The sequence below is a fragment of the Devosia sp. T2-14 genome (genome assembly GCF_055397495.1).
This window is the reverse complement of the sequence record NZ_AP027921.1, coordinates 1248854-1269056: the sequence shown is the minus strand read 5'-3', so window position 1 is coordinate 1269056 and position 20203 is coordinate 1248854. Positions and strand designations below refer to the sequence as shown.

The window sequence follows — 20203 nt, the reverse complement described above, 5'->3', positions numbered from 1 at the left end:
AATGATCCAGGCAATTCGACCCAAGTGGCGCCAGCTTGATTGGCTTTCTACGGGTGGATGGCTCCTGGGCCTGTTGTTCTTCTCCCTCGCACTCACGCCCTCGCTTATCCCGCGCCACTACGCCACCCAAGGGATACTCTGTGGCTGCACCTTTGCGGCGGGCTATGGCATCGGGGTGTTCCTCGAATGGATCTGGGACTATCTCGAGCTGCGCTGGCCCAACCCGAAGCTGGCGACGCTGATCGGGCGAACCCTGGCGGCGGCGAGCCTGCTTCTCGCCATTGCCTTCCTCTGGCTCTCGACCGGCTGGCAGAATGCCATCCGCGCCGAAATGGGCGAGCCCCCGGTCGAATCACTGCAACCGCTGCTGGTGGTCGCCATTGCGATAGTGCCGGCGGCGATTCTGGTGGGGCTGGGCAAGCTTTTCGTCATCGGCGTGCGCTTCCTGTCCGCGCGGCTGGTGCGCTTCATCCCGCGCCGCGTGGCCATGGCCGGTGCCATTGTCGCGGTGGCGATCGGCGCGGCAGCCATTGGCGAAGGCGTGCTCTGGCGCGGCCTCCTCGATGCAGGCGACCGCTTTTATGGCAATCTCGATCACCTGGCCGGCAGCTATACGGCCCCGCCGACCGACCCACTGCGTTCGGGCAGCGCAGAATCGATCATTCCCTGGGACACGATCGGGCAAGATGCCCGAATCTATGTGCAATCGGGTCCCACCGTTGCCGAAATCGAACGGATGACCGGTCGACCAGCCATCGACCCGCTGCGCGTCTATGTCGGTCTCCGCTCGGCCAGCACGGCCGAGGCCCGCACAGCGATGGCGCTGGCGGAGATGGACCGCGTCGGCGCCTGGACCCGCTCCGTGCTGGTCCTGGTGATGCCGGTGGGCACTGGCTGGGTGGAGCCATCTGCCATCGACACGCTGGAATTCCTGCATGGCGGGGATGTCGCGACGGTGGCGGTGCAATATTCCTATCTCACCAGCTGGCTCTCGCTGGTTGCCGAGCCTGATGTTGGCGTGGAGACGGCCCAGACGTTCTTCTCGGCGGTCTATGCCCGCTGGACGGCCATGCCCAAGGACGCGCGCCCCCGGCTCTACCTGCATGGGCTGAGCCTGGGCGCCTATAGTTCGGCCGCCTCCACCTCGCTCTACAACGTGTTGGGCGACCTGTTTGACGGCGCGCTGTTCGTAGGCCCGCCCTTCCCAAGCCCGAACTGGCGCAACGCCACGGTCAATCGCAATCCCGGCTCGCCCTGGTGGAAGCCTGAGGTTGGCGATGGCTCAGCCGTCCGCTTTTCCAATGGCTATGGCGACCTGGTGGGCGATAATCGCCGCTGGGGGCCCCTGCGCACCGTCTATCTGCAATATCCCAGCGACCCCATCGTCTTCTTCGAGCCCGCCATGATCTGGCGCGCGCCGGAATGGCTGACTGGCCCCCGCGGGCCGGGCGTCTCGCAGATGCTCGAATGGTATCCTGTCGTCACCTTCCTGCAGGTGGCCCTCGACATGGCGCTCGCACAGGCGCCGCCCATCGGCTTCGGCCACGTTTATGCGCCGGTCGATTATCTCGATGGCTGGGTTCAGGTCACCGCGCCGACCGGATGGTCCGATGCTGACCTTGAGGCCCTGCGGCAGCGCGTAATGCGTCACGGTGAGCTTGCGCTGATCGGTGGCGGCTGGTTCCGGGCGACCCTGCCCGATTGACGGCAGGGGCGTGCGGCAACCATGCTCGGCCTCCACAGATTCGGATGCAGCCGTGTCACCGCGCCCCCAGACCATCAGCCAGATCCGCGCCCGCCATCTCTGGATCGCGGCGCAAAAGCTCGACAGCGCCACCCCGTTCGGCGCAGGGCCGGCGGCAACGCTCGCGGCCGTGCGGCAGCTGGGCTATGTGCAGATCGATACGATCAACGTCATCGAGCGCTGCCACCATCACATCCTGTGGTCGCGCATTCCGGCCTATCAGCGCACTGACCTGGCTCATGCCCAATCGGCAGACAAGAGCCTCGCCGAATACTGGACGCATGCGCTGAGCTATGTGCCGACCGAGGACCTGCGCTACTTCCACCCGACCATGCAGCTCTACCGCAAAGAGCCCTATCGCTGGTTCGGTTCGGTCACGCCGGAGCAGACCAAGGACATGCTCAAGCGCCTCGCGGCCGAGGGACCGCTGTCGATCCGCGACATCAATGATGACGAGCTGGTGGACAAGAACCACCCCTGGGCGAGTCGCAAGCCGAGCAAGCGCGTGCTGGAAATCCTGTTTTACCAGGGCTTGGTCAGCGTCTCGACCCGCCAGGGCATGGTCAAGACCTATGACCTGACCAACCGGCATTTCGGCTGGTCGAGTGCGCCCCGTCCGGCCACCGAACGTCAGGTCATCGCCTACAAGCTCGATCGGGCGCTCCGCAGCCAGGGCCTGGTGAGCCTCGATTCGATCTGCCATCTCGATGCACCGAGCAAGAAGGCCGTCGGCGAATTGATCGAGAACCGGGTCCGCAACAAGAAGCTGGTGCCGGTGCAGATCGAAGGCCTCGAAAACGTCGCCCATTGGGCCGAGCCGTCTGCCCTCGCGGCCACGTCCGAAACGCCGCCCTCGCTGGCGCACATTCTCTCGCCGTTCGATCCACTGATCATCCAGCGCAAGCGCCTCAGCCAGTTCTTTGGCTATGAACATTTATTCGAGGCCTATGTGCCGGCCGCCAAACGCAAGATGGGCTATTTCACCTTGCCGGTGCTGCTGGGGGACCGGATCGTGGCGGCGATCGATCTCAAGACGGACCGGGCGCAGAAGCGGGTCCTGGTGCAGCAGTGGACGGCGCTGGACGATGCCGGCGCCGAGGGCTCGGTTGCGATCGAGGAGGCCATGGGGCGCTTCGAACGGTTCCAGCTGGGGGCGTAAGTTGCCCGCACCGAACGCTTCGGGGCGGGCGCGGCTTTCCAAGCCCCGTCCAACCGCGCTAAAAGCCATGCCGCGAAGTGGGGACTGCGATGGCGACTTACACCGATATTGCCCGACGGGTGTATAATCACACCTGGAAGCTCGACCCCATTGTCAGAAGCCTGCTCGATACGGACTTCTACAAGCTGCTGATGCTGCAGATGATCTGGGGCCTCTACCCCAAGGTGAATGCCACCTTCTCGTTGATCAACCGCACCAAATCGGTCCGCCTCGCCGAGGAAATCGACATCGAGGAGCTGCGCGCCCAGCTCGACCATGCCCGCACGCTGCGCTTTTCCAAGAAGGAAATGATCTGGCTGGCCGGTAACAGCTTCTATGGCAGCAAGCAGATTTTCGAGCCTGCCTTCCTCAAGTGGCTGGAAGATTTCAGCCTGCCCGAATACCGCCTGGAGGCACGGGATGGTCAGTTCATCCTTGAATTCCCCGGGCCGTGGCTTGAAACCACGATGTGGGAAATCCCCGCGCTGGCCATCATCAACGAGCTGCGCTCGCGCGCTGCGATGAAGCACTACGGCCCCTTTGCCCTCGACGTGCTCTATGCCCGCGCCAAGACCAAGATGTGGGAGAAGGTCGAGCGGCTGAAAAAGCTGCCCGACCTCAAGATCTCCGATTTCGGCACGCGGCGGCGCCACTCGTTCCTGTGGCAGCGCTGGTGCGTCGAGGCGCTGAAGGAAGGCATTGGCGAAGCTTTTACCGGCACGTCCAACGTCAAGCTGGCCATGGACAATGACCTTGAGGCGCTGGGCACCAATGCCCACGAGCTGCCCATGGTGCTCGCGGCCCTCGCCAAGACCGACGAGGCGCTGGTTGCCTCGCCCTATGGCGTGCTGCAGGACTGGGAGAGCTATTACGAGGGCAACCTCAAGATCGTGCTGCCCGATGCCTTCGGCACCGACTCGTTCCTGCGCAATGCCCCCGACTGGGTGGCCGACTGGACAGGGTTCCGTCCCGACAGCGCGCCGGCCATCGAGGGCGGCGAAAAGATCATCGCCTGGTGGAAGAGCCGCGGCCGCGACCCGCGCGACAAGCTGCTGATCTTTTCCGATGGGCTCGACGTCGACATGATCGAGGAAGCCTACCTGCATTTTGACGGCAAGGTGCGCATGACCTTTGGCTGGGGCACCAACCTGACCAATGACTTCGAGGATTGCGCGCCCGATGGGCCAAATCCGGGGCTCGACCCGATCTCGATCGTCGCCAAGGTCAGCGAGGCCAATGGGCGTCCTGCCGTCAAGCTGTCGGACAATCCCGCCAAGGCCACCGGCACGCCCGAGGAAATTGCCCGCTATGTCCGGGTCTTCGGCGATGCCGGGCGCGTCATCCACCCGGTCAAGGTCTAGCGGAACCCGGCCGGGCCTGCCGCATTACCCGTTGTGGAGAACCGGTTACCCCTAATGTGCGTTAACACATTGGGAACCATGCCGGACTAGGCTTTTCAGTGGGGGCTCCCTTTCAGGGGCCGGCATGACTTTGCAACTTATCGATATCACAGTGCGCGACAAGCAGGTGCATCCGCGCCTTGCCGGGCGCATGACCGGGCACGTCCGTGCCGTATTGGCAGAAACCGTGGGCGAGCTTGAACAGACCCACGAACTGGCCATTTCAGTGTGGGCCGACATGGCCGAAGGCAGCAGTGACGCAGACGTGGACATGGCCCTGATGCTCAAGGCCGCCGACATCATTGCGCGGCTCAAGGCGAGCCTTGGCACGCCGGCGGACTAAGATTCAGGGCTTCACATACGCCCTGATGAAGGCCCGCTGGTCGGCACTCAGGCCGCCAGTACGGGGGCGCGGCGCGGGAACGGCCGGGCTCTCGGGGTTGGACGAAACGTGCCGGTATTTTGGGGCGTGTGCATAATAGCGCGCGGCCCGCTGCAGGGCGGCATCAGCGGCGAGCCGCCTTTCGTCGCGAACGAACCAGATCACCACCCCGACCACAATCACCCAGATCGCCAAGAGCTCGATCGCCATGCCAGCCTCCGCTGTTCAGGCTGACAGGCATAGCTAACGCAACCTTAACGCTCAAACCAAAGCCGGCATTAGGATTACCGGGTAAAGTTTTAGCTATTGGCCGGCAGCGGGCGGCCGCGGTTGAGCGCCACCAGCGCCGCGCGGACATCGTCCTCGGCCGCCTTGGTCACCAGCTTGCGGTTGTCGTTCTGGCTGAGGGCGCGCGGCGCGCCAAACACCACCGTCACATCCTTGACCGGGCCGCCGAGAATATCGCGGATATTCTGGCCCACCGACTTGGACTTGATCCAGGCGATCATCGAACGCTCGGTGCGGCCGACAGGCAGGCCCTGAAGGCGCGTATAGGCGATGGTCAGGGGCTGGATCATCACGTCGGTCGCCCCGGCTTCCAGCATGGCGTGCTGGGCCGCGCCGACCAGCGCCGAGCGGAACGGCAGCACGTGGGTGCCGATATCGGACTGGCCCTCGGCAAACAGCACCAGCGCATCCCCGCCGGCGAGGCGGTCGGCCATTTCGCGCGAGGTGCGCCCGGCATCGCTGCGGCGGGCACGGTCGACGAAAATGGTCTTTTGCAGCCGCGCCATCATGCCGACGAAAAACCACTCGCCGACTTCGCGCTTGGCGACGAAGCTGACTTCGGCCGCCGAACCAATGACGACGATGTCGGTCCAGGAAATGTGGTTGGAAACCAGCAGCGTCGGCCGCCCGGTCGCCGGCTTGCCGACAGTAGTGACGCGCAGCCCGAGGAAGATGCAGCCTAGGCGATGGAACAGGCGCGGCAGCACCGGCCAAAATGGCAGCTTCAGCGCATTGATGACGGCCTGGACCGGAATGATGACAATCATCGCCGGCAGCAGCACAACGAGGAAAAACAGGATGCGGAAGATCATTTCTTGGACCGGTCGGTCCCCTCGATCGGGACCGCATAGAGTTCGAGACGATGATCGACCAGCCGGTAGCCGAGCCGCTTGGCGATGACTTCCTGGATGGCCTCGATTTCCTCGTTGCGGAACTCGATGACATTGCCGCTGCGAATATCGATCAGGTGGTCGTGATGCTCATCGGGGATCAGCTCGAACCGGGCGCGGCCATCCTTGAAGTCGTGCTTGGTGACCAGCCCCGCCTCTTCGAACAGGTTGACCGTTCGATAGACGGTGGACAGCGAAATCCGGTCGTCGAGCGCCGAAGCGCGCCGATAGAGCTCTTCAACGTCGGGGTGGTCGGTCGCAGCCTCGATGACCCGCGCGATAACGCGCCGCTGCTCGGTCATGCGCATGCCCTTGGAGACGCAGGCCTCTTCGAGGGTTGGGTCAGCCTGGCTTTTGCTCACGCCACATCTCCCGCACTGCCACAGATAGGATCGGGTTACCCAAGATCGCGCGCCATGACAAGCGCAGTGGCCTGCGACCCATCTGCCTTGGGGTAGTAGCCCTTGCGGGTGGAAATCGAGGTAAAGCCCTCGCGCTGATAGAGTTTGATGGCCGGCGCGTTCTCTTCGCTGACCTCAAGAAACATGCGCCTGGCGGGGCTGTGCATCAGGTCATCGAGTCCGGCGCGTAGCAGAGCCCGCCCGACGCCCTTGCCGCGCCATTTGGGATCGACCGCGATGGTCAGCAGCTCGGATTCGTCGGCGACGACCCGGATCAGCGCAAAACCCGCAATGCGCCGCCGCGCGTCGCAGGCGACGTAGACCGTGGTCGTGTCGTCGTTGAGAAAGCTCTCGAATTCGCTGGCCGGCCAGCCGCGATAAAAGCCCAGCGCATGAATGCGCGCCATTTCGCGGGCGTCGGCGAGCTTGCCCGGCTCGATATGCAGGCCGGCCGGCGCCATCCAGAGTTTGATCATGCGCCGCGCCTTTCGATCCGCGCTGCGGTCTGCGGCTTGGCATCGGCATCGCGCACATAGGCGGCTTCCGGCATATGGGTGTGCGGATCGGCCGTCGCGGCATAGCGCGCCACAAGGGCGATATCGACGAAGGGCGTTTCGATCAGCGTCGAGCCGGGCAGGATGGCCGCCCGGGCCTGTTCCATCGGCAGGAGGGCCGCTTCCATCAGCGGGGTCGCTGCCGCAGAAAAAATCTGGAAATAGGCTTCGCCCCGCCGCGCGTCGACCAGCACGGTCGAGGGCCCAGCAACAGGGAGCGACAGCGCCAGCAGGCTCGGGACGCCAATCACCGCAATGCCGCGCGCCAGCCCGATGCCACGCGCCGCCGACAGGCCGATGCGCAGCCCGGTGAATGAGCCCGGGCCGGTCGTTGTTGCCACGCGATCGAGATCGGCGTAGCCGACGCCATTGCGCGCCAGCAGCGCCGCGATGCGGTCGAAGATCAGTTCAGCATGGCCGGTGGCGATCTCGTCCACCGAAACATCCACCCGCCCATCGGCAAGCAGCAGTCCCAGTTGCAGGCGCGGCGCGGCGGTATCGATGGCAAGAATAATGGGCATGAAAAACGATCTATCGCCGAGAGCTTTCGGAGTCGAGCCCGCAGGCGCATGGCGCCTCGCAGCGGATGTCTTGACGCCCCCTGCCCCGGCGGCGACCTTGCCCCATGCAATCTGATTCGCCGCGAGCACCCTGATGACCTGGCTGGCCGAAACAGCGATGCTCAGCCATGGCTGGCGCCGCTTCCTGCTCCTGGTACTGGCCGGGGCCCTGGCGGGACTTTCCATCCCGCCGCTATTCGTCGTGCCCGCCCTGTTCATCGGCTTTCCGGTCTGGGTCTGGTGCCTCGATGGCGCCGAACGCCAACGCGGCTGGCGTCGGTTATTCGGACCCGCCTTCTCCATCGGATTTGCCTTCGGCTGGGGCTATTTCACCGTGGCCTTCCACTGGCTGGGCGCCGCCTTCTTCGTCGATGGCGGCATCATGCTGGCCGTGATGCCCTTTGCCATTCTGGCGCTGGCGGCCCTGATCGCACTGTTCTGGGGTCTGGGCAGCGCGCTGGCCCATCAATTGTGGTCGCATGGGCCCTGGCGCATCGTGACGCTGGCCACCTTCGTGACCATGGCCGAATGGGCGCGCGGCCATGTGCTGACCGGCTTCCCCTTCGACCTGCTGGGCTATGCCCTCACCCCGACCGACGAGATGATGCAGATCACCTCGGTCATCGGCATTTACGGGCTGACTTTGGTGACAGCGCTACTGGCGATGACACCGGCACTGGTCTGGCCCGCCGATGGGCGCAGCCTCAGCCGGCGCCTGCTGCCGCTGTTCATTGCGCTGCTGGTCATCGCCGGGCTGTTGGGCTTTGGCTACAACCGCCTGGCCAACACCACCACTGCCGAGCGCAGCGACATCGCCATGCGGCTGGTGCAGCCCATGGTCTATGAGCATGCCGATTGGGGCAATGCCGACCCGGTGGCGCTGATTGACCGCCTGCTGATGTTGTCGGAAATGCGCATGGATCCGGCCGATCAGGGGCTGGCCGACATCACCCATCTGGTCTGGCCGGAATCGAGCCTGCCCTTCTTCCTCTCAAGCTATCCCGATGCGCTGGCCCGGATCGCGCGCATGCTGCCCGACCAGACCATCCTGCTGGCCGGCGCACCGCGCCAGCAATTCGAGCCTGGCGCCAGCCAGAGTTCGGGCCCTCCCTTCAATGCGCTCCTGGCCATCGACACCAATGGCGAGGTCATCGCGTCCTATGACAAGGCGCATCTGGTGCCGTTCGGCGAGTTCCTGCCCTATGGCGAGTTCTTCTCGAAGCTCGGCATCAAGCAGTTCGTGCCCGGAGCCGAAGGCTGGGGGCATGGCGATGCCAAGCGGCGGCTGATGAGCCTGCCCAACACACCCGCCTTCCTGGCCTTGATCTGCTACGAAATCCTGTTCTCGGGCGATCTCGGCGATACGGCCGGGGCTCAATTCCTGTTCAACATCACCAATGACGCCTGGTTCGATGGCTCTATCGGCCCCGCCCAGCACGCCCATCATGCCCGTATCCGCGCCGTCGAAGAGGGCATGAGCCTGATCCGCGCGGCCAATTCGGGCCTGACCTTTGCCACCGACCCGCTCGGCCGCATCACCGGCCAGATTGCGCCATTGCAGATGGCCGTTCTCGATGTGCGTCCGCATAAGCGGCTGGCCGGAACGATCTTTGCCCAGTGGCGGCACTGGCCTCTGCTGATCGCACTGCTGGCTGGCCTCCTCATCTCGCTGATGGCGGCACGGGCGGATCGATGGAAGCCGATCTAGCCGCCCATCATGCACCGGGGCATGTCTTGCTCAGGAATGACCGGCCGGCATATCAAGCTTTCTTTATATCCGCCTTGACCCCGCCCCCGGTCGGTGCCACAACCACCGTAGAATAGCTCGTTTTGAGCGTTTTTTGGCATGTTAGGGGATTCTCTGGTGGCCCGCTCTTCTTACCTTTTTACCTCGGAATCGGTCTCCGAGGGGCATCCCGACAAGGTCTGCGACCGCATTTCCGACGAGATCGTGGACCTGGTGTTCCGCGAGGCGAAGAAAACCGGGATGGACCCGTCGCAGGTTCGCATCGCCTGCGAAACGCTGGCCACCACCAATCGTGTCATCATTGCCGGCGAAGTGCGGGTGCCGACCAGCCTGCTCAAGAAAGGCAAGGACGGCGAGATCCTTCATGACGCGGCTGGCCACCCATTGGTCAACCCATCGAAGTTCAAGTCGGCGGCCCGCAAGGCCATCCGCGCCATTGGCTATGAACAGGCTGGTTTCCACTGGAAGACCTGCAAGATCGACGTACTGCTGCATGGCCAGTCGGCCGATATCGCGCAGGGTGTCGACGAGGCGGGCAACAAGGATGTGGGCGCCGGCGACCAGGGCATCATGTTCGGCTATGCCAGCCGCGAAACTCCCGAATTGCTGCCCGCGCCGATCTATTATGCGCACAAGATCCTCGAAACGCTGACCGCAGCGCGCAAGGCCAATCATGGCCCTGCCGGAAAGCTGGGGCCGGACGCCAAGAGCCAGGTGACCGTGCGCTACGAAAACGGCCAGCCGGTAGGCGTCACCCAGATCGTGCTCTCGACCCAGCACCTGGATGAATCCCTGACCTCGGCCGACGTGCGCGATATCGTTGAGCCCTATATCCGCGAAGCGCTGCCCGAAGGCTGGATCGACGACGCCACCGTCTGGCACGTCAACCCGACCGGCAAGTTCGTCATCGGCGGACCCGATGGCGACGCGGGCCTGACCGGCCGCAAGATCATCGTCGACACCTATGGCGGTGCCGCGCCCCATGGCGGCGGGGCATTTTCGGGCAAGGACCCCACCAAGGTGGACCGTTCGGCGGCCTATGCCGCGCGCTACCTTGCCAAAAACGTCGTTGCGGCTGGCCTCGCCGATCGCGCCACGATCCAGCTCAGCTACGCCATTGGCGTGGCGCAGCCGCTGTCGATCTATGTGGACCTGCACGGCACCGGCAAGGTTGAGGAATCTGCGGTCGAAGCCGCACTGGCTAAGGTGATGGACCTGACGCCACGCGGCATTCGCACCCATCTCGATCTCAACAAGCCCATCTATGCCCGCACCTCTGCCTATGGACATTTTGGCCGCAAGGCAGGCCGAGACGGTAGCTTCTCCTGGGAAAAGACCGACCTGGTCGGTGCCCTCAAAGCTGCGGTCAAATAACCGGCAGACCTGCCATTCCGTCATTCCCGCTTTCGCGGGGATGACCTCGTGGTCTATACGGCCCGCACGTTTCGCAGAGGCCCAAGTGACAGACCACCAGCTCCCCAAGACCCGTTCCGGTGAACCCCGCGCTTTTTTTGGCCGCCGCTCGGGCAAGAAACTGCATGGCGGTCAGCAGGCCGTGTTCGACGCCACCCTGCCCGGCCTTGAGATCACACTGACCGGCAAACTGGACCCACGGGAGCTGTTCCCGGCAGCCGAAAAGATCATCGTCGAAATCGGCTATGGCGGCGGCGAGCACCTGGCGCTCGAGGCCGGCCGCAACCCGGGCACCGGCTATATCGGCTGCGAAGTGTTCACCGGCGGCATCGGCAAGATGGTGCAGTCCATCGCCGCGCAGGACCTGCGCAATGTGCGCCTGTTCACCGACGATGCATTTAAGCTGCTGGTGGAGCTGCCTGATGCCTCGCTGGACGAGGTCTATCTGCTCTATCCCGATCCGTGGCCGAAGACGCGCCACCACAAGCGCCGCTTCGTCTCGCCAACCACTCTAGCCGAACTGGCGCGGGTAATCCGGCCCGGTGGGGTCTTTCACTTCGCCACCGATATCGAGGACTATGCCAACTGGACGCTGGCACATGTCGTGCGCACCAGCACGTTCAGCTTCGCGCCGGGTGCGCCAGGCAGCTGGCATCAGCCCTATCCGGGCTGGGAGGCCACGCGCTACGAGCAAAAAGCCCGCCGCGAAGGCAGGCTGGTCAGCTTCTACTTCAGTTTCACCCGGGCCTGATGCCGGGAAAGTGAGCGGACTAGATCGGCTAGGCCAATGAGGGGGGCTGGAAGCGGCAAAACCAGTTCCCATATTGGCAAGCTCAATAAGAAAATCGAGGCTTCCCCATGTCCGCACTCGCCAGTTTCGAGCTCGACGATGACATGCTGGTGATGCGCCCGGGAAAATGGACGCTGACCATCGTCACCCTGTTGCGCGAGCAGACACTGCGCTTCAACGAACTCAAGCGCCATGCCGACGGCATTTCGCAAAAAACCCTGACAATTACCCTGCGTGAACTGGAGCGTGACGGCTTCGTGTCCCGCACCATGTTCGCCACAATTCCGCCTCGGGTCGACTATGAGCTTACCGACCTCGGGCGCGAACTGCTTGAACTCGCCGATGGTTGGCGGGCGTTTGCCAATCTACACCGGGCCCAGGTTGTCAAAGCCCGGGAACGCTTCGATGCCTCGGGGGGCGAGCCTGTCATCCGGCTCATTCATCCGCAGCAGGATAGCTGGCGCCGCCAATAGGCGGCGGCGCCGGGTGCAGTGCTAGGGGTGGACCTGCTGGAGTGTGGCAGAGTCGAAGAACTGCATCGTCTGGGTGCCATCCGGCAGCGTCACGAATGCGCGGATCATACCGTTCCATTCGTCGACATATTCTGCGTTGACGCCCCGCTGCTGCAACTCGGTCTGGGTCATTTCGGCGAGAAATTCGCGCATTTCGGTGGAACCGTCACCCACCAGGCCATTGGCAAAGGCCGGAGCAGCAATACCGGCAATCGATGCAGCGGCCATCAGGGCCACAAGCGTCTTCTTGACCATTTTTGGTCTCCTTCGTGTTTGAACACATCGGAGATGATCTCGGCCCTGCCCGACCTCAAGAGCGAATTTTCATGGAATCTGCTCTTGTAATTCGGTCCGGCGCATAGAGAGTTTTCTGAGAGATATCAGGGGTTTCCGGTGATCCTAGGTTTCATCGGAGACACTGGGTGTCGCCTGGGTGACGCTCGTCCACAACAAGGGCTTGCGCGCCGCAAACGTTGTCGCATGACGGCAACGTGTCGGAACCTGATCGATCGGGAAAATGGGGGGGGGAGCGGGGGGCTTGGGCGACCCTGGGGTACGGGCACCGCTGGCGAGCCAGCGGCGCCGTGTGCAGGCCAGGCTTTAGAGGGTGACCTCAGCGAGCGAGCCGGGGCGGTAGAACTTCATGACCTGCGAACCGTCGTCGAGCGTGACATAGGCGCGGATCAGGCCGCTCCAGTCTTCCACGGCAGTCGCCTTCACGCCGCTCTGTTGCAGCTGGGTCAGCACCGAGTTGGCGATGAATTCACGCATTTCGGTCGAGCCGCTACCGAAGGCCGTGTTGATCTCGGTCGGCTCGGAGACGATCTCCATGCTAGCAAAAGCAGGGGCGGCAGCGCCAGCGAACGAGGCAGCGGCGACGAGGGCGATAATCGTATTCTTGATCATTGGGATGTTCCTTTCGTGTTGAACAGCCTGCAGATGATCTCGTCAAAGCCGAACCGCAAGCCGCTTTTTTGGCGATTTCCGCCCTTGAAGTTCTGAACATGGTGCCCACGGTTTTACGAATGGTATCAAGGGTTTCGGCTGTGTCTGGGTTTCCTTTGGCACACCCGGTTTCATCCAGGTGACTGCCCCGGAACACCAGCGGCACGGCCGGCACCAACCATGCCGCCCCCTTGCGGTTTGCTGGGTTCAGCGCTATACAGGGGCCAACATCTCTAGCAATTTGCAGAGTGGGAGCCGCCCGGCCCCGCTCTTTTTTATTACCCCAGGGACCGATGAGCTTCGACCTCGCCGAAAAGCGCTATATCAAGGAAACGGGCCTGGAAGCCCGGATCGCCCGTATTGTAGAGCCCGTGGCCAATGGCCTGGGCTTTGCCCTTGTGCGGGTTAAGATCACTCAAGAGAACGGCTGCACGCTCCAGATCATGGCCGAAGACGAAAACGGCCGCTTCACCATCGTCAACTGCGAGACCCTCAGCAAGGATCTCTCACCGGTGCTCGATGTCGAAGATCCGATCGAACGGGAATATCATCTCGAAGTCAGCTCGCCTGGCATCGACCGTCCGCTGGTGCGGCAGCGCGATTTCGCGCGCCATCTTGGCCATGAGGTCAAGATCGAGCTGGCGGACATGATCAATGGCCGCAAGCGCTTCCGTGGCACCATCAAGTCGGTGGACGACGAGGCGGTTGTCATCACCGTGTCCGACGCGCCCACCGGCACCGATCCCGACCACCGGCTGCTGCTGTCCACCCTGGCCGATGCCAAGCTGGTGATGACCGATGCGTTGATGGAAAAGGCGCGCCTGGACCAGGAAGCCCACCCGATCGACGACGACGAGACCGAAACGGTCGCGTTCCAGGATACAGACGAAGACTCCGAGGAGATCCACTAAATGGCTGTGAGCGCAAACCGCCTCGAACTGCTGCAGATCGCAGATGCCGTTGCCCGCGAAAAGTCGATCGACCGCATGGTCGTGATCGAAGCGATGCAGGACGCCATGGAGAAGGCCGCCAAGGGTCGCTATGGCGCGGAAACCGAGATCAAGGTCGAGATCAACCCGCGCTCGGGCGAAACCCGCATGTGGCGCCTGCTCGAGATCGTCGATCAGGTCGAAGAGCCCAGCCGCCAGGTTGACCTCAAGCAGGCCCAGCTCAAGTCGCCGGAAGCCAAGGTCGGCGATTTCCTGACCGAGCCGCTGCCGCCGATGGAATTCGGCCGTATCGCTGCACAGTCCGCCAAGCAGGTCATCGTGCAGAAGGTGCGCGATGCCGAGCGCGAGCGCATGTATGACGAATATTTCAGCCGCATCGGCGAGATCGTCAACGGCACGGTCAAGCGCGTCGAATATGGCAACGTCATCGTCGACCTGGGTCGTGGCGAAGCCATTATCCGCCGCGACGAGCTGATCCCACGCGAAATGTTCCGCTACGGTGATCGCGTCCGCGCCTATGTCTATGACGTGCGCCGCGAGCAGCGCGGCCCGCAGATTTTCCTCAGCCGCACGCATCCGCAGTTCATGGCCAAACTGTTCATGCAGGAAGTGCCCGAGATCTACGATGGTGTCATCACCATCCGCTCGATCGCCCGTGACCCGGGTTCGCGCGCCAAGATCGCCGTGACCTCCTCGGACAGCTCGATCGATCCGGTCGGCGCCTGCGTTGGTATGCGCGGCAGCCGCGTGCAGGCCGTTGTTGGCGAACTGCAGGGCGAAAAGATCGACATCATTCCGTGGACCGACACCATTGCCGACCTTGTGGTTTCGGCGCTGCAGCCGGCCGACGTTGCCAAGGTGGTGCTCGACGAGCAGGCCGAACGCATCGAAGTCGTGGTGCCCGACGAGCAACTGTCGTTGGCCATCGGCCGCCGTGGCCAGAACGTGCGCCTGGCTTCGCAGCTGATCGGCTGGGATATCGACATCCTGACCGAGCAGGAAGAAAGCGAACGCCGTCAGAAGGAATTCACCGAACGCTCGAGCCTGTTCATGCAGGCCCTTGACGTTGACGAGATGGTTGCCCAGCTATTGGCTTCCGAAGGCTTCTCCTCGGTTGAGGAACTTGCCTATATCGACGCCAATGAAATCGCCTCGATTGACGGCTTCGACGAAGAAACCGCCAGCGAAATCCAGAACCGCGCCACCGAATATCTGGCGGCCATCGACCGTGCCAATGACGAAGAGCGCACAAAGCTCGGCGTCGACGACGAACTCTATGAAATCCCGGGCCTCACCGCTGCCATGCTGGTCGCGCTGGGCAAGGATGGGGTCAAGACCGTCGAGGACTTTGCCGGTTGCGCTGCCGACGACCTGATCGGCTGGAGCGAGCGCAAGGACGGCGAAACCAAGCGTTTCGAAGGGACGTTCAAGGACTTCCCGATCAGCCGCGAGGAAGCTGAAGACATGATCCTGCAGGCCCGCATCAAGGCTGGCTGGATCAACGAAGACGAAGTGCCGGCCGAAGACGCTGAAGCCGATGCATCCACCGAAGAGGCTTCGGCCTAAGGGCCGAACCTGAGCGAGGGCACCAGATCATGGCCCGCCGCGAAGAAACGACCAGGATGTGCGCTCTGACACGGGCTGAAAGGCCCGTGGCAGAGATGGTGCGCTTCGTACTCGGACCCGACGGGGTCCTGGTGCCCGATACCGAGGCCAAGGCCGAAGGTCGTGGCGTCTGGATCACCCTCAGCCGCGATGCGGTGGCCGAGGCCGTCAAGAAGAAGGTCTTTGCGCGCAGCCTCAAGAGCGAGGTCAAGCTGCCAGATGACCTGCCGGGGCTGACCGAGCTGCGCCTGCAGCAGCGCTATCTCAGCGCGCTGGGCATGGCTCGCAAGGCCGGGCAGCTGACCTTCGGCGCCACCAAGGTGCGCGGCCTGATCGAGACGGGTGACCTGATCGCCCTGATCACCGCCACCGACGCCGCCGAAGACGGCCGCAGCAAGATGGTCGGCCCACTCAAGGCGCTGCACTATGCTGCAGCGGAACAAGAAATCGAAGGCTTCGAAGTGCCTCATTTCGAATTGCTCTCCTCAGAGCAAATGGGTTTGGCACTTGGCCTTGAAAATGTGATACATGCTGCCCTAACAAAAGGGGCAGCGGCCCAAGCGGCAGTAGAAAAGGCCAGAAGACTGGCCCTTTATACCGCCAAACCGAAGGAAGAGCTCACCGACCGCTCCGCGGTTGACGGTGAGTTTTTGCCCGAGGCACACGACGAAAGACGCGAGATACATGGCTGATAACGACGACAAGCGCACTGACGACACTGGCGCGAAGAAGACGCTGACATTGAAGGGCGGCCCTGGCCTGGGCAACCGTCCCGGCGTGTCGCGCGGTCCTTCGCGCTCGACAGTTGTCGTCGAAAAGCGCACGCGCTTGGTTCCCAAGCCCAATACTCCGAGCGCGCCCCACCGGCCGCAGCCGGGTTCGGGCGCGTCGCAGGGCCAGCGTCCCTCCGGTGGACGCCCCGGCGCCCAGCAGCGCGCACCGCTCGGTCTGAGCGCGGCGGAAGCCGAGGCACGCCGCCAGGCTCTGGCGCTGGCCGGCGCCCGCCAGGCTGAAGACAAGGAACGCTTTGCCGCTGAAGAAGCGCGCCGCGTGGAAGAAGACGCGCGCCGTCGCCAGATCCGCGAAGAAGCCGAGCGCGCCGAAGAAGAGCGCCGCAATGCTGAAGCGGCCCCGGCGCCAGCCCCTGTGGTCGAAACGCCCGCGGCTCCCGCTCCGGTCGCTGCTGCCCAGCCGGCTGCAAAGCCTGCCGAGGAAGCTGCCCCCTATACGCCTGCATCGCAGCGCAATCCTGGCCCCTCCAGCGTTCGCGTCGTCGCTGGCCGTCCCGGCCAGCCGCCGCGCCCGCCGCGTGTCGAGCGCCCAAGCAATACCCGCCCCGAAAGCGAGCGCGGTGCCAACGCTTATATCAAGCCGGGCGCCGCTGGCGCACGTCCGGGCGCTCCGGGTGCCCGCCCCTCCGGTACCGCAGGCCGTCCGGCCGGTGCTCGTCCGGCTGGTGCCGGCATGGCGCCAATCGGCAATGTGCCGCCCGCACCGCCGAGCGAGGCCGATGGCCGCAAGATCCGCACCGGCGCACCGCAGACCCGTCCGACCACCGAAGCTGAACTCGAGAATGCACGTCGTGCCTCGCGCGCAGCACCGGAACGTCCGACCCGTCGCACCGGTGCCGACACCAATGCGCGTGGCCGCCTGACGGTTTCGAGCGCGACCACCGAGAACGATCGCGACAAGGGTCCGTCCCTGGCCGCAATGCGCCGTCGTCGCGACAAGAAGATGGGCCGCAACCAGCAGGAAGCGCCCAAGCTCAGCCGCGAAGTCGTCATTCCGGAAGTCATCACGGTTGCCGAACTGGCCAACCGCATGGCCGAGCGCTCCGTCACCGTCATCAAGATGCTGATGCAGCAGGGCCAGATGGCCACGATCAACGATGTGCTCGATGCTGATACGGCCGAACTCATCGCCAGCGAACTGGGCCACACGGTCAAGCGCGTGTCGGAAGCCGACGTGGAAGAAGGCCTCTACGACATTCCTGCTGACGACAAGGCCGAGGATCTGACCGATCGTGCGCCTGTCGTGACCATCATGGGTCACGTTGACCACGGCAAGACCAGCCTGCTCGACGCAATCCGCCACGCCAATGTGGTGTCTGGTGAAGCCGGTGGCATCACCCAGCATATCGGCGCCTATCAGGTGGAGCGCAACGGCGCCAAGATCACCTTCCTCGACACTCCGGGCCACGAGGCGTTCACCGCCATGCGTGCCCGCGGCGCCCAGGCGACCGACATCGCGATCCTGGTGGTTGCATCGGACGACAGCGTGATGCCGCAGACGATCGAATCCATCAAGCATGCCAAGGCTGCTGGTGTTCCGATCATCGTGGCCATCACCAAGATGGACAAGCCGTCGGCCAATCCGCAGAAGGTGCGCACCGAACTGCTGCAGCACGAAGTGTTCGTGGAAACCATGGGCGGCGACGTGCTGGACGTGGAAGTGTCGGCCAAGACCGGCGAAGGCCTCGACAAGCTGCTCGAGACCATCCTGCTGCAGGCTGAAGTGCTGGAGCTCAAGGTGGCCCGCGACGGCCGTGCCGAGGGCCTGGTCATCGAAGCCAAGCTCGATCGCGGCCGTGGTGCGGTAGCAACGGTGCTGGTGCAGCGTGGCACGCTTTCGATCGGCGACATCCTGGTTGCCGGTACCGAGTTTGCCCGCGTTCGCGCCCTGATCAACGACAAGGGCGAGCAGGTCAAGCAGGCCGGTCCGTCCGTGCCCGTGGAAGTGCTGGGCTTTACCGGCGTGCCGAATGCCGGCGACCGCTTCTCGGTCGTCGAGACCGAAGCGCGTGCCCGTGAAGTCACCGAATACCGTCAGCGCGCAATCCGTGAAAAGACGGCCGGCGGCGGCGCCACCAGCCTCGAGCAGATGATGAATCAGCTCAAGGTGGCCGGCATTGCCAAGTTCCCGCTGATCATCAAGGGCGACGTGCAGGGTTCGGTGGAAGCCATCGTGGCTTCGCTGAACAAGCTCTCGACCGACGAAGTGTCGGCGCAGATCCTGATGTCTGCCGTGGGTGGTATCACCGAAAGCGACGTGACGCTGGCTTCGGCATCGAACGCCATCGTGCTCGGCTTCAACGTCCGTGCCAACAAGCAGGCCAGCGAACTGGCTGCCCGCGACGGCATCGAAATCCGCTACTACAACATCATTTACGACCTCATCGAGGACGTGAAGAACGCCATGAGCGGCCTACTCAAGCCGGAACGTCGCGAGACCTTCATCGGCAATGCCGAGATCCTGGAAGTGTTCAACATTACCAAGGTCGGCAAGGTTGCTGGCTGCCGCATCACCGAAGGCATGGTCGAGCGTGGCTCTGGCGTGCGCCTCATCCGCGACAACGTCGTTATCCACGAAGGCAAGCTCAAGACGCTCAAGCGCTTCAAGGACGAAGTCAAGGAAGTGCAGATGGGTCAGGAATGCGGCATGGCCTTCGAGAATTACGAAGACATGCGTGCCGGCGACGTCATCGAATGCTTCCGCGTCGAGACGGTGCAGCGCTCGCTGTAAGACTTTTGCCGATCGAATTGAAAAGGGCGCGGTCCACACCGCGCCCTTTTTGTTTATGCGGGGCGGAGAGTTAGCTACCGCGTATGACCCTCGTTCGGGTGATGGGGACGCACCACGTCTGTCACAAACACGATGTCATCCCGGCCCTGAGCCGGGATCCATCCTGAGGTCGAGCGACGAGGGGGATCGATCGTTCGGCCCACCTGGCGGCCGTTAGAAGACCTCGGGATGGGCCTCGGCTCACGGCCGGGGTGACCCGGTGGGGGTGGACAGTATTGCTAAGTGCCTGCGACCAAAAACAAAAAGGCCCGCTCGGTGAGCGGGCCTTTGGTATTTCTGATGCCGGGCCAGTGTCGCGACAGCGGTGAGCTTCACCTCGGTGACTACGGATTCCGAAGCAAGGATCCCCGCTGCCGCGGCATTGACCCGGCGGGGCGGCCTAGTTGTAGACCACGACCTTGGCGCCGGTGGGCACGCGGGCATAGAGGTCGATAATGTCTTGATTCATCAGGCGAATGCAGCCCGAGGAGACATTGGTGCCGATGGTGTAGGGCTCGGTCGTGCCATGCAGCCGGAACAGGGTGTCGCGGCCATCGCGGTAGAGATAGAGCGCGCGCGGACCCAGTGGATTGGTCTCGCCGCCGTCCATGCCGCCGGCATAGGGGCCGTAACGCTCGGGCTCGCGCTTGATCATCGACTGGGTCGGGGTCCAGCGGGGCCATTCAGCCTTGCGGCCGATATAGGCGTTGCCGCGGAAGACCAGCGCTTCGTCCTTGCCGACGCCGATGCCGTAACGCAGCGCGCGACCGCCTTCCTGCACGAGATAGAGGAAGCGGTTGGGCGTATCGACGACCAGCGTGCCCGGGCGTTCGCCGGTGGGATCGGCCACTTCCTGGCGCCACCACTTGGGGTCGACGCGGCGCAAGTCCATGGCAGCAACAGGAAAACGCTCGCCGATGACGGCGCCGTACATGCGCTGGTAATAGGGATCGATCTGCGGTTCCTGCACGACGGGGGTGCGGGTTGAGGTACAAGCCGCCAGGGCGACGGCCGGTAGCCCGATCATGAACAAACGACGAGAAAGCAAGGTGAGTCCTGGGGCAGGAGTGACGCAAATTGTGTTTGTAGCCAGAGACCTATGCTGCAGTCCGTTGGTTCGCTAGTGCAGGAAAGCCTCACTCGCCCAATGCGCAGCATGGCGGCCGGTTCCTCGCAGAAAATTGATGGCTGACACGGTGTTGCCAGCCGGACACACCGCGGAATCGGCCGGAATCGTTACAGGCGTGGGTTTGCAGCATGCTG

At 63.6% G+C, this 20203-nt stretch carries 20 protein-coding genes; 12 read left to right on the top strand and 8 right to left on the bottom strand.

The window, feature by feature from the left end; genetic code table 11:
- Position 1 precedes the first annotated feature (1 nt).
- The 4 genes from ACZ5WT_RS06295 to ACZ5WT_RS06280 all read left to right on the top strand — a co-directional run bounded on the left by ACZ5WT_RS06295 (position 2) and on the right by ACZ5WT_RS06280 (position 4685).
- Positions 2-1705, top strand: a complete 1704-nt coding sequence (locus ACZ5WT_RS06295; RefSeq protein WP_464286528.1) for an alpha/beta hydrolase — start codon at positions 2-4, stop codon at positions 1703-1705.
- Between the two features lie 52 nt (positions 1706-1757).
- Positions 1758-2903 (top strand): winged helix-turn-helix domain-containing protein, encoded by a 1146-nt coding sequence (locus tag ACZ5WT_RS06290; RefSeq protein ID WP_464286527.1) that lies wholly within the window; start codon positions 1758-1760, stop codon positions 2901-2903.
- 89 nt (positions 2904-2992) lie between these two features.
- Positions 2993-4303, top strand: coding sequence for a nicotinate phosphoribosyltransferase (gene pncB / locus ACZ5WT_RS06285; RefSeq protein ID WP_464286526.1), 1311 nt, complete (start codon positions 2993-2995; stop codon positions 4301-4303).
- Between the two features lie 124 nt (positions 4304-4427).
- A complete protein-coding gene (locus ACZ5WT_RS06280; RefSeq protein WP_464286525.1) occupies positions 4428-4685 on the top strand; it encodes a hypothetical protein in 258 nt (85 codons plus the stop codon).
- A 3-nt stretch (positions 4686-4688) separates the two neighbouring features.
- Here the strand turns inward: ACZ5WT_RS06280 and ACZ5WT_RS06275 are convergent, their stop codons facing one another.
- From ACZ5WT_RS06275 to tsaB, 5 genes are all read right to left on the bottom strand, one after another.
- On the bottom strand, positions 4689-4934 hold the full coding sequence (locus ACZ5WT_RS06275) for a hypothetical protein (protein WP_464286524.1): 246 nt from the start codon (positions 4932-4934) through the stop codon (positions 4689-4691).
- Positions 4935-5023: 89 nt separating this feature from the next.
- On the bottom strand, positions 5024-5824 hold the full coding sequence (locus ACZ5WT_RS06270; RefSeq protein ID WP_464286523.1) for a lysophospholipid acyltransferase family protein: 801 nt from the start codon (positions 5822-5824) through the stop codon (positions 5024-5026).
- Positions 5821-6210 carry a Fur family transcriptional regulator gene (locus ACZ5WT_RS06265; RefSeq protein WP_464287157.1) on the bottom strand — a complete coding sequence of 130 codons (390 nt, stop codon included), beginning with the start codon at positions 6208-6210 and terminating at the stop codon, positions 5821-5823. The genes ACZ5WT_RS06270 and ACZ5WT_RS06265 overlap by 4 nt, the downstream gene beginning before the upstream one ends.
- Before the next feature lie 89 nt (positions 6211-6299).
- On the bottom strand, positions 6300-6779 hold the full coding sequence (gene rimI / locus ACZ5WT_RS06260) for a ribosomal protein S18-alanine N-acetyltransferase (RefSeq protein WP_464286522.1): 480 nt from the start codon (positions 6777-6779) through the stop codon (positions 6300-6302).
- The gene (gene tsaB / locus ACZ5WT_RS06255) at positions 6776-7378 is read right to left on the bottom strand and encodes a tRNA (adenosine(37)-N6)-threonylcarbamoyltransferase complex dimerization subunit type 1 TsaB (RefSeq protein WP_464286521.1); all 603 of its coding nucleotides are present in this window, start codon (positions 7376-7378) and stop codon (positions 6776-6778) included. The genes rimI and tsaB overlap by 4 nt, the downstream gene beginning before the upstream one ends.
- 133 nt (positions 7379-7511) lie before the next feature.
- Between tsaB and lnt the strand changes: the two genes are divergently transcribed.
- From lnt to ACZ5WT_RS06235, 4 genes are all read left to right on the top strand, one after another.
- Positions 7512-9125: an apolipoprotein N-acyltransferase gene (gene lnt / locus ACZ5WT_RS06250; protein ID WP_464286520.1), complete on the top strand. Its 1614-nt coding sequence runs from the start codon at positions 7512-7514 to the stop codon at positions 9123-9125.
- A gap of 156 nt (positions 9126-9281) precedes the next feature.
- Entirely contained in the window at positions 9282-10538 is a 1257-nt protein-coding gene (metK, locus tag ACZ5WT_RS06245; protein ID WP_464286519.1) for a methionine adenosyltransferase, read from the top strand.
- 85 nt (positions 10539-10623) lie between these two features.
- Positions 10624-11328 (top strand): tRNA (guanosine(46)-N7)-methyltransferase TrmB, encoded by a 705-nt coding sequence (gene trmB, locus ACZ5WT_RS06240; RefSeq protein WP_464286518.1) that lies wholly within the window; start codon positions 10624-10626, stop codon positions 11326-11328.
- Positions 11329-11435: 107 nt separating this feature from the next.
- On the top strand, positions 11436-11840 hold the full coding sequence (locus ACZ5WT_RS06235; protein ID WP_464286517.1) for a winged helix-turn-helix transcriptional regulator: 405 nt from the start codon (positions 11436-11438) through the stop codon (positions 11838-11840).
- 21 nt (positions 11841-11861) lie between these two features.
- On the opposite strand, the gene ACZ5WT_RS06230 is transcribed toward ACZ5WT_RS06235, so the two are convergent.
- The gene (locus ACZ5WT_RS06230; protein WP_464286516.1) at positions 11862-12134 is read right to left on the bottom strand and encodes a hypothetical protein; all 273 of its coding nucleotides are present in this window, start codon (positions 12132-12134) and stop codon (positions 11862-11864) included.
- Between the two features lie 345 nt (positions 12135-12479).
- Positions 12480-12785: a hypothetical protein gene (locus tag ACZ5WT_RS06225; RefSeq protein ID WP_464286515.1), complete on the bottom strand. Its 306-nt coding sequence runs from the start codon at positions 12783-12785 to the stop codon at positions 12480-12482.
- Positions 12786-13117: 332 nt separating this feature from the next.
- Here ACZ5WT_RS06225 and rimP point away from each other — a divergent pair, with 332 nt between their 5' ends.
- From rimP to infB, 4 genes are read left to right on the top strand one after another with little or no spacing between them, the layout of a single operon-like run.
- Positions 13118-13735: a ribosome maturation factor RimP gene (gene rimP, locus ACZ5WT_RS06220; protein WP_464286514.1), complete on the top strand. Its 618-nt coding sequence runs from the start codon at positions 13118-13120 to the stop codon at positions 13733-13735.
- Positions 13736-15340: a transcription termination factor NusA gene (gene nusA / locus ACZ5WT_RS06215; protein ID WP_464286513.1), complete on the top strand. Its 1605-nt coding sequence runs from the start codon at positions 13736-13738 to the stop codon at positions 15338-15340.
- A gap of 29 nt (positions 15341-15369) precedes the next feature.
- Positions 15370-16071, top strand: coding sequence for an RNA-binding protein (locus ACZ5WT_RS06210; protein WP_464286512.1), 702 nt, complete (start codon positions 15370-15372; stop codon positions 16069-16071).
- Entirely contained in the window at positions 16064-18901 is a 2838-nt protein-coding gene (gene infB, locus ACZ5WT_RS06205) for a translation initiation factor IF-2 (protein WP_464286511.1), read from the top strand. The genes ACZ5WT_RS06210 and infB overlap by 8 nt, the downstream gene beginning before the upstream one ends.
- Positions 18902-19340: 439 nt before the next feature.
- Here the strand turns inward: infB and ACZ5WT_RS06200 are convergent, their stop codons facing one another.
- Positions 19341-19967: a L,D-transpeptidase gene (locus ACZ5WT_RS06200; protein WP_464287156.1), complete on the bottom strand. Its 627-nt coding sequence runs from the start codon at positions 19965-19967 to the stop codon at positions 19341-19343.
- Between the last annotated feature and the right edge of the window lie 236 nt (positions 19968-20203).